Below are 3478 nucleotides of genomic sequence, written 5' to 3'. Positions count from 1 at the left end.
GCAGCGCACCGAGCACCTCGTCGGCCGGGGCAGCTTCACCGTCCGCGCCTTCTTCGGCAGCGGGCTCGGTGATCACGCGGGTGTAAGGCGCCAGGGTCTTGACCAGTTGGCCATAGATGCGCGGCGTGCCGGCCACGATCTCGCGCTGGTACAAGAAGTCGGGCTCACCGGTGAAGTTGCCCACCAGGCCGCCGGCCTCGGTGATCATCAAGGAGCCTGCGGCCACGTCCCAGGGGCTCAGACCGGTCTCGAAGAAGCCGTCGTAGTAGCCAGCGGCCACGTAGCACAGGTCGAGCGAGGCGGCGCCCGGGCGGCGCAGGCCGGCGCACTGCACCATGACGTCCTCGAACATCTTCATGTAGCGCTGGAAGTTGTCGCCCTTGCGGAACGGAAAGCCCGTGCCGATGAGGGCGTCGAGCATGCGCGTGCGCTTGGAGACGCGGATGCGGCGGTCATTGAGGTAAGCGCCCTTGCCACGCGAAGCGTAGAACAGGTCGTTGCGGGTCGGGTCGTAGACCACGGCCTGTTGCACCTGGCCGCGCCAGGCCAGCGCGATGGAGACCGCGTAGACCGGAAAGCCATGGATGAAGTTGGTGGTGCCGTCGAGCGGATCGATGATCCAGACGAAGTCGGAGTGCTTGGCGCCCTGCGTGCGGCCGGACTCTTCGGCCAGGATGCCGTGGCCGGGGTACGCCTCGCGGATGATGTCGATGATCGCCTGTTCTGCTGCCTGGTCGACCTCGGTGACGAAGTCGTTGTGAGACTTTGCGGTCACCTGCAAGCGCTCGATGTCGAGCGACGCCCGGTTGATGATCGCCCCGGCTGCGCGCGCAGCTTTGATGGCGATGTTGAGCATGGGGTGCAGGGCTTGAGACATGGATTGGACCGTCTGAAAAAGTCAAAGACGACCGGCAACGATCCCCCGCCACATGGCGAGGGCCCGGTCGACAAAATGGGCGCAGCGATGATCAAAGAACGAAGAGAATCGGCGATTGTATCGAAGTGCGCCGTTTTTTGCACCCCCCGCCCTCGCCACCCCGGCCTTTCCAGGCATCCACATGTCCACTGCGTCACAGCCCACCGATCCCACCCGCTTCATCCTGATCGGCACCAGCCACCCCGGCAACGTCGGGGCCACGGCGCGGGCGATGAAGGTCATGGGCTTTTCCGAGCTGGTGCTGGTGCAGCCACGGTTTGCAGACGTGCTGATCCAGGAGGAGACCGTGGCCATGGCGAGTGGCGCGGCAGACATCCTCGTGCGTGCCCGCGTCGTCGACACCCTGGCCGATGCCCTTGAGGGCGTCACCTTCGCCATCGGCACAGCCATGACGCCCCGTGACTTCGGCCCGCCCACCATCACGCCCCGCGAGGGCTTGGCGAACCTGGCCCGCAACCACATCGCCGTCGGCCACAAGGTCGGATTCGTTTTCGGGTGCGAGCGCCACGGCATGTCCAATGAGGACGTCTACCGCTGCCACGCCGTGATCAGCATCCCCACCAACCCCGACTACGGCTCGCTCAACCTGTCGCAAGCCGTGCAACTGCTGAGCTACGAGTGGCGCATGGCGTTGGGAGGCTTCCCCGTAGAGGCCCGCACACCCGATGCCGACCTGGCCAGTGGCGAGGCGGTGCAAGGCATGCTGGGGCACCTCGAGCGTGCGCTGGTGCAGCTGGGTTTCCTTGACCCGGCCGCCCCCAAAAAGCTCATGCCCCGACTGAACCAGCTCTTCAACCGGGCCGAACTGCGCCAGGAAGACATTCACATCCTTCGAGGCATCGCCAAAGCCATCATCGAGCGCTGTCAGCGCTGATCACCAGGCAACTGGTTGCTCGCCCGCGCGCACGCACTGCCTGCGCGCGAGCCCGCCACCTCCACCCCGACACCGTGCCGGGGTTTGACCCGGCCGCTACACTTCCCGGCTCAAGTCCAAAAAACGCACAAGCTCATTCCTTTCATGCTGTTTGCCCGCCTGCGCGAAGACATCGCCTGCATCCTGGAGCGTGACCCCGCCGCCCGAACGGCCTGGGAGGTCCTGACCTGTTACCCCGGTCTCCACGCCCTGGCCATGCACCGCTGTGCGCACTGGTGCTGGACACACAGCCTGAAATGGCTGGGACGCTGGATTTCGCACTGGGCTCGCTTCTTCACGGGCATCGAGATCCACCCGGGTGCCCGCGTGGGCCGCCGCGTCTTCATCGACCACGGCATGGGCGTGGTGGTGGGCGAAACCGCCGAGATCGGCGACGACTGCACCATCTACCAGGGCGTGACCCTGGGTGGCACATCGCTGTCCCGCGGGGCCAAGCGCCACCCGACACTGGGCCGTGGCGTGATCGTGGGGGCCAACGCCCAGGTGCTGGGCGGTTTCACCGTGGGCGACGGTGCCCGCGTGGGCTCGAACGCCGTCGTCACCAAGCCCGTGCCGAACGGCGCCACCGCCGTGGGCAACCCGGCGCGCATCATCGTGGCCAAGCAGCAGGTGCTCGACGAAAAGCAGGCTGAGCGCGAGGCCGTGGCCGCCCGCATGGGTTTCTCGGCCTACGGCGTGACCGAAGGCGACGACCCGCTGTCGCAGGCGCTCCGTGGTTTGATTGACCACGCATCCGGCCACGAGCACCAGATCGCGCTGCTGTGGCAGGCGGTCGAGAAGCTCGCGGCCTGCGCCCAGAGCCAATTGGGCCGCGACTGCATGCCCGAAGACGCCAAGAAGACCGAGGCCTTCGACGCCGACGAGCTCAACCGACTCGTCAAGTGAGCTCGATGGGCGGCGCCTGACTGAACCACTCAGCTCAGGCGCCTCATGCCCGTCAGGCCAGCAGGTAGCCGCCGTCCACGTTCAGGCAAGTGCCCGTGGTGTAGCTGGCCGCGTCGGACGCCAGGTACAGCGCAGCACCCGCCATCTCCGACGGGTCGGCCACGCGGTTCATGGGCACGTGGGCCAGCACCGACTTGAGGATCATCTCGTTGCTGGTCAGTGCCGAGGCGAACTTGGTGTCGGTTGCACCCGGCAGGATGGCGTTGACGCGCACCTTCTGCGTCGCACACTCCTTGGCGAAGGCGTGCGTCATCGAGATCACGGCGGCCTTGGTGATGGAGTAGATGCCCTGGGCCATGCCGGGGATCACGCCGTTGACCGAGGCGATGTTGACGATGGAGCCACCACCTTGCTTGGCCATCATCTTGGCGCCGCGCGAGCACATGAAGAAGTAGCCGCGGATGTTGACGTCCACCGTCTTCTGGAAGGCGCTCAGGTCGGTGTCCGTGATGTGGCCGAAGTACGGGTTGGTGGCCGCGTTGTTGACCAGGATGTCGAGGCGGCCGAACTCTTTCTCGATGGCTGCGAACGTGGCATCGATCTGTTCCATCTCGCCGATGTGGCAAGCCAGCACCGAGGCCTTGCCACCGGCTTCGCGGATGGACGCGGCCACGGCTTCACAAGGCTCGGCCTTGCGGCTGGAGACGATGACGTGCGCGCCA

Annotated in this window: 4 protein-coding genes; 2 read left to right on the top strand and 2 right to left on the bottom strand. The window is 66.2% G+C overall.

What is annotated here, in order from left to right:
* Nucleotides 1–877 (bottom strand): inositol monophosphatase family protein (locus B2W70_RS13110; RefSeq protein WP_286746305.1); only part of this gene is annotated, 877 nt, incomplete at its 3' end.
* A 181-nt stretch (nt 878–1058) separates the two neighbouring features.
* Here B2W70_RS13110 and B2W70_RS13105 point away from each other — a divergent pair.
* A complete protein-coding gene (locus B2W70_RS13105) occupies nt 1059–1811 on the top strand; it encodes an RNA methyltransferase (protein ID WP_286746303.1) in 753 nt (250 codons plus the stop codon).
* Nucleotides 1812–1958: 147 nt separating this feature from the next.
* Nucleotides 1959–2756 (top strand): serine O-acetyltransferase, encoded by a 798-nt coding sequence (cysE, locus tag B2W70_RS13100; protein ID WP_286746307.1) that lies wholly within the window; start codon nt 1959–1961, stop codon nt 2754–2756.
* A 52-nt stretch (nt 2757–2808) separates the two neighbouring features.
* Here cysE and B2W70_RS13095 read toward each other — a convergent pair.
* A partial coding sequence (locus tag B2W70_RS13095) for an SDR family oxidoreductase (protein ID WP_286746301.1) occupies nt 2809–3478 on the bottom strand: 670 nt, incomplete at its 5' end.

Source organism: Aquabacterium sp. UBA2148 (genome assembly GCF_002328915.1).
GTDB lineage: Bacteria > Pseudomonadota > Gammaproteobacteria > Burkholderiales > Burkholderiaceae_C > Aquabacterium > Aquabacterium parvum.
Note: the sequence above shows the minus strand (reverse complement) of the source record. Positions and strands in the feature narration are given on the sequence as shown.

Coding starts and splice junctions, on each gene's coding strand:
- B2W70_RS13105 (WP_286746303.1), top strand. CDS start 1,059: ATGTCCACTGCGTCACAGCCCACCGATCCCACCCGCTTCATCCTGATC.